The sequence below is a fragment of the Aeromonas sp. R10-2 genome, assembly GCF_040908445.1.
GTDB classification, from domain to species: domain Bacteria; phylum Pseudomonadota; class Gammaproteobacteria; order Enterobacterales; family Aeromonadaceae; genus Aeromonas; species Aeromonas veronii.
Map to the genome: position 1 here is coordinate 1 of NZ_JBFODS010000084.1, position 5,857 is coordinate 5,857.

The window sequence follows — 5,857 nt, forward strand, 5'->3', positions numbered from 1 at the left end:
GCGATTGAACCGCTTGATACAGCTTCGGTTGATTATTCTTGACCTGTACCACTACATGAGCCTTCTTCTCGCTGATTTTCTCCAGTGTCTCACGCTGACAATGCAACGCATCGAGTGTGACAACGGCTCCTTTTAGCTCAAGAATGTCCAGCATATCTTTGACGGTTTCGATTTCCCCCTTCTTGTTAGGGGTTGCTTTCTGGCTTAACACCAGCCCATTTTCGGTATCGTAAGCCGTGACCAACTGAAGCGCATCCTTGGCATTTCCCCGAAAGGAGCCGCGTAACACCTTGCCATCAAAGGCAATGATGGGTTTGCCCTGATGAGTGCGCTGTTCATTGACCCAGCACAGCAACGCTTCAAGCAAGGTATCGATGACAATGCAGCGCAGAATGCGGGCAACCGTGTGACGCCGCGGGATGCCGTTGGCAAAGGGGCGATGCTGACGGAGCCAATCGATCTTTGAATCGCCATAGGTTTCGATGTCATTCCAGCCCTCGGCACCACTCATGATGGCACTGATGACAAGGAACATGACATCAACCAGGTTATGTTTACGATTGATCTCAGAGCGAGTTTCTTCGACAAGGGTAAGGTGTTCAATCAACGTCATAGCGCGTGCCTCCTGCATGGAGACGCGATTAGATCACAGACGATCTGCCTGTTCAAATTTCATTAACAAAGTGCGATCCCGCCCTGGTCTGCCGGTAGCGGGTGGGTCATTGAGTTAAACCGATCAAAATACCCGCTTGATGGCTTTTCTTGGAGTAAATCAGAGTGGCCTCCTCGCTGAGTCAAACTCACCAGCGATTTGTCATAAACTTTCACGCTAATCAGGCCCAGACTAGCTTCGGCTGAGGGTGTAAAACTGGCGCTAATTTACTATTTGGCTGCGAAGTGACCATTTTGCTAAGCAAACACTGCAATTAAACATAATGGGCATTATGCGCTGACAGATTGGCATGGTGGCTTGCAATTGTGGAGGACAGTTCTTTATTCTGTTTACCATACTTTCAGTATGGCGACAGTCGTTATGGAGTAGCGTTAATACTACTCAAATAATATGGCTTGCATTGTAGGTTCTCGTAGTAGTCCAATGTGTTACATTCACAATTTCTGATGCTGTGCAACGGTCGGTTTCACGTCTAGGAATTGGGGGCATTCAGTTACCATTACCATTTAAAGAAATGGCTGTGAATTGCTCTGATTTTTCGGGTGGACTGCCCTGCCGGGATAGAAAAACCTCAGTATAGTCAGTGCAACTACATACAATCCGCATCCAACTATCCACACCCAACCATTCCAAGATTCGTGGGTTGCACTATACAAAAATGCAAAAATAAGTGGACCGATTACACCCGTGAGGTGTGTCAAACTGGTCAGCAACCCTTGCAATTGTCCCTGTGCTACCTGACCGACACGAACAGATATAATTCCCTGCAAAGCGGGAAGAGTTATGCCACCACAAGCGAGTAACAGCACAACTGGCCAAACCATCCAGCTTTGCGTAATGACTGCCAATAAAAGTAGGCCACAGCCATCAGCCAAGATGCCAACCACGATAGCTCTCTGTTCTCCCAAATGTTTAGCGATAAAACCAGCAGCAAGTCCTTGAAACAGAGCGTGTGTAAGCCCAAACACAGCCAATGAAACACCGACCATTACGCCATCCCATGCGAAGCGCTCTTCTCCGAATAAAACCCATAATGTTGCAGGGATTTGGCCAATCAATTGAATGATGAAAAAGACAACTAGCAATCCCGATAATGGGGAGATCATCTCGCGTATGGAGGATGTGGTTTCATTGATTGTTTCATTCTTTATCTCGTCACTAACCTGATTAGCATTATGGGTCTCATGTAAAATGAATAGGGAGACCAGAAATGCCAGCCCGTTAATGGCAGCAGCGAACATAAACGGTGCCTGTACCGAAAGTTGACCTGCAAAACCACCAATGACTGGTCCAGCAATCATACCGCCACCAAAACAGGCACCCATCATACCAAACCAATGTGTCCTGGATTCCTCAGGTGTGACATCGGCAATTGTTGAGGCTGCAACAGCTCCAGTCGCACCGGTAATACCAGCAATTAAGCGTCCCAGATACAACACCCACACTACGCTGGCTGTTGCCATTAATGCGTAGTCCAGTGTTGCACCTAAAAGTGAAAGTAATAATACAGGGCGACGACCTATGCGATCTGACCAGCGGCCGAGAAGAGGGGCAAAAATCACTTGCATCATTGCATACAGCGCCAATAAAACACCGTAGTTCTCCGCAACATTAGCCTTTCCAACAAACTCCCGTAATAACGCCGGTAAGACAGGCATAATTATGCCAATCCCTATGGCATCTAAAAAAATGATGACCAGTGCCATCATCACAGTGCGGTTCATAGTTAACGCTCTCTATCGGTGATAGGGTTTGAAAAGTAACTCTATCAGTGATAGATTGTCAACAGCGAAAGGAGATAGTGATGGCACGACTAAGCTTGGACGACGTAATTTCAATGGCGCTCACCCTGCTGGACAGAGAAGGGCTAGAGGGCCTGACTACGCGTAAGCTGGCGCAGTCCCTCAAAATTGAGCAACCGACTCTGTATTGGCACGTGCGCAACAAGCAGACCCTTATGAACATGCTTTCAGAGGCAATACTGGCGAAGCATCACACCCGTTCAGTACCGTTACCGACTGAGAGTTGGCAGCAGTTTCTCCAGGAAAATGCTCTGAGTTTCCGTAAAGCATTATTGGTCCATCGTGATGGAGCCCGATTGCACATAGGGACCTCTCCTACGCCCCCCCAGTTTGAACAAGCAGAGGCGCAACTACGCTGTCTATGCGATGCAGGGTTTTCGGTCGAGGAGGCTCTTTTCATTCTGCAATCTATCAGCCATTTTACGCTGGGTGCAGTATTGGAAGAGCAAGCCACAAACCCGACAGAATACAATACAGTGATGGACGCTGTGCCACCATTATTACAGGAGGCATTTAATGTTCAGACGAGAACCACTGCTGAAACGGCCTTCCATTTCGGGCTGAAATCATTAATAGTTGGATTCTCTGCACAATTAGATGAAAAATATATGTCCATCCAGGGTAATAATAAATGATGCTGTCTATGGGGCAGTGCTAACGGTAGTAATTTTAAATCTATCGCCAGTGATTTTTATTTTTCACGCGACAAGTATTCTTGAAAATGTGTATGTGCATAGCCTTTGATAAATTAGGGAGATCCGAACAAAAGGGGGATTTCTTTGCGGGTCTGGCGGTGTTTGCCATTGAACTCGTAGTCAGCGAAGGTCAGTTGATGGCTCACGTTGGTTCTCATCCATGGTACTAAGAAAATCTGATGATCTCGTGTCAAGGATTTGTTCGCACCCTCCCCATCACGTCAAATAGAGCCTGTTTTCCAACTTAAATGTCCTGTTTGCTCACGGAGCAGATGTAGTATTACTTTTGAGTTTCCAACTTAAATGTCACATTTGGTATCGTTAACTCATTGAATACTTTGATCTGCCAGTTTCCAACTTAAATGGTTGTGATCATGACGGGAACCATAGCCAAAATCCGCCGATAACGACCCGTATTGATTGGTTCCAAAATTCGTTTTTGTACTACGACCACAAACATCACAGAGAATGTCAATAACCTGCTCTGTTGGCACAATTTCTTTTACGAGCATGCTAAGCTCCTTATTTAAGGCTTTATGAAAACTATAATATCTTCTGCTTTTGATGTGGGAGTAACCTGGGCTGGCTATTTATCACTGGCATAACCAGCATTGAACTCTCATTTGTTATTTTTGGATGTCTTTGCACTCAAATTTTGGAGGTGTTTTCCAACCTGTAACGCGCCCACTGCGTTTGTTGATCCTGCGGTATTCATTCCCCAACAGGATTTCCCATTCAGAGCCGTTCTCCGATAGAACCTGAAAAGTAGTCCCAAGCTCAATGCCTAAACCTGGTTCAGTACAGACCAACTCGGTCATCAGTCCTCCTCAATGCAGGGGCATTCTGCTGTGAATCTTCCACTCAAAGCGACAGTTTGGAGTAGGATAGCTCATGAAAGGTCGTGTTTGTACAATGAGGAATGCTACATGATGCCCTATACAACCTATCATCCTAGTAGTGACGCAGCTACTCCGAACCAGCTCCTAGAAGGTCTTGGTATTCCTCGTGACCCACTGGGAGCACATCAATGGATCGTGGCTGGCGTAGCACCGGACATACTCTATCGGCTCGCTGAATTGATGAAGACTGATGTGGGGATGGTTTGCCAGTGGGTGGGTATTAGCCGGAGTACACTGACCCGCAAGCTGCGGATTGCAGCCCCCCTATCAATATCGCAGGGTGTCAGGGTATACGGAGTTGCACAGGCCCTCGATGCGGCACTCGTCTTCCACAGGAACGATACCGTCAAGACACTATCGTGGTTAAACCGCACCGCCTGGGGCCTCGGTGGCGTAGCCCCAGCTCATGTACAGGATCTTTAGCAGCAACCAATTGAAATAGATATAAAAATGGCTTCGATTGTGATCTGATTTTATCGCCAAACAAAACCGCCACGCACGAAGCCATGACCATTATCGATGCCAACCACTATCTTGAGCAACTTCTCTCTCCTGCCGAACTCGACCGCATTGCCCGTGACTGCCAATTTTGCTTGCGCAAACGAGCCATTACGCCTGCCATGCTGGTGACTGCACTCTTGCGGGCACTTGGCTGCGACCAGGTCGATGGTATCGCTGGATTGCACCATCATTTCAATGCCTTGCAACTGGTTGATGCCCATCAGGTTTCCTACAAGCCCTTTCACAACCAGTTGCGCAAAGCGTCGTTCGCCCTGTTCATGAAGGCGCTGGTTGAACGGGCTATCGCCTTGCGTATCGGCCAACAGATGAAGACTGCATCCCTTGGCGCATTCAAACAGGTGTTGTTGCAGGATGGTACTTCCTTTGCCGTCCACAAAAGCCTGGCCGAAGTGTTTCCGGGAAGGTTCAAGACCATTAGCCCGGCGGCAATCGAGTGTCATATGCTCATGTCTCTATTGGAGCAAAGTCCAGTTTGCATGCAGGTCTCTGCCGATACGGCGTCAGAGCGCCAGTTCCTGCCTGAGCCCGAGCGGCTCAATAACAGCCTGCTGTTGGCGGACGCGGGTTACATCGATATGGCCTACTTTGCGAAACTAAACGAGGCGGGCGGTTTCTATCTGGTCAGGGGTAGTAAGAGCCTGAACCCGAAGATTATCCGGGCATGGCGCGGTGACGAACGGGAAGTGCCGAAGCTGGCGGGCCTGTCACTCAAGGATGCTGGACGGCGGCACTGTCGGGCAGAGGTACTGGATATGGTGGTGAAATCGGGCAAGTTCGAGTATCGGCTGATCCGACGCTGGTTTGCCGAGGAGAAACGGTTCTGTATCTGGATGACCAATCTGCCACGAGAGGCATGGCCAGCAGAGCGGGTGATGAGCCTGTACCGCTGTCGTTGGCAGGTGGAGCTGCTGTTTAAGGAGTGGAAGTCGCACAACCGGCTCAAGGGCTTTGTGACAGGTCAGAAAGCCATTGCCGAGGGGCTGGTGTGGGCCAGCCTGTTGTCGCTGGTGATGAAAAGACGGGTAGCTCAGACGCTGATGGGGGACGGTTTATCCACACTGAAAGCGGCGAAAAATAGCGGAACCTGGTGGTTCCCGTTATTGGAAGCGGTGGCTCATCGGGTGTTGGTGGAAATAAGAGAGCGTCTGGAATGGGCTGCCGTTTACTTGGCGAAAAATGCCCGTCGAACCAAGCAGCGAAAATCGATACAGAACAGGACCTTAGAAGGAATTTCAAATGAAGTGTTTTCTTAAGGTCCTGTATATG

Annotated in this window: 5 protein-coding genes and 1 pseudogene; 2 read left to right on the forward strand and 4 right to left on the reverse strand. The window is 48.7% G+C overall.

The genetic code is table 11. The annotated features are described in order from the left end of the window. Together AB5Y97_RS16295 and tet(E) are read right to left on the reverse strand one after the other, a co-directional pair. Positions 1-613 (reverse strand): annotated as a pseudogene (locus AB5Y97_RS16295) (ISAs1-like element ISAs1 family transposase); the annotation flags it as partial. Positions 614-1,179: 566 nt separating this feature from the next. After that, complete coding sequence (gene tet(E) / locus AB5Y97_RS16300) at positions 1,180-2,397, reverse strand: tetracycline efflux MFS transporter Tet(E) (protein ID WP_011899270.1); 1,218 nt, start codon at positions 2,395-2,397, stop codon at positions 1,180-1,182. Positions 2,398-2,477: 80 nt separating this feature from the next. On the opposite strand from tet(E), the gene AB5Y97_RS16305 reads away from it, so the two are divergent. After that, positions 2,478-3,110, forward strand: coding sequence for a tetracycline resistance transcriptional repressor TetR(E) (locus AB5Y97_RS16305; RefSeq protein ID WP_011899269.1), 633 nt, complete (start codon positions 2,478-2,480; stop codon positions 3,108-3,110). 386 nt (positions 3,111-3,496) lie between these two features. Here the strand turns inward: AB5Y97_RS16305 and AB5Y97_RS16310 are convergent, their stop codons facing one another. Both AB5Y97_RS16310 and AB5Y97_RS16315 read right to left on the reverse strand, forming a co-directional pair. Further along, positions 3,497-3,682: a hypothetical protein gene (locus AB5Y97_RS16310; RefSeq protein WP_302097983.1), complete on the reverse strand. Its 186-nt coding sequence runs from the start codon at positions 3,680-3,682 to the stop codon at positions 3,497-3,499. Between the two features lie 114 nt (positions 3,683-3,796). Beyond that, positions 3,797-3,988, reverse strand: a complete 192-nt coding sequence (locus AB5Y97_RS16315) for a hypothetical protein (protein ID WP_042032933.1) — start codon at positions 3,986-3,988, stop codon at positions 3,797-3,799. Positions 3,989-4,575: 587 nt separating this feature from the next. Between AB5Y97_RS16315 and AB5Y97_RS16320 the strand changes: the two genes are divergently transcribed. Then, positions 4,576-5,844: an IS4-like element ISAeme4 family transposase gene (locus AB5Y97_RS16320; RefSeq protein ID WP_041206016.1), complete on the forward strand. Its 1,269-nt coding sequence runs from the start codon at positions 4,576-4,578 to the stop codon at positions 5,842-5,844. The last annotated feature ends 13 nt before the right edge of the window (positions 5,845-5,857 follow it).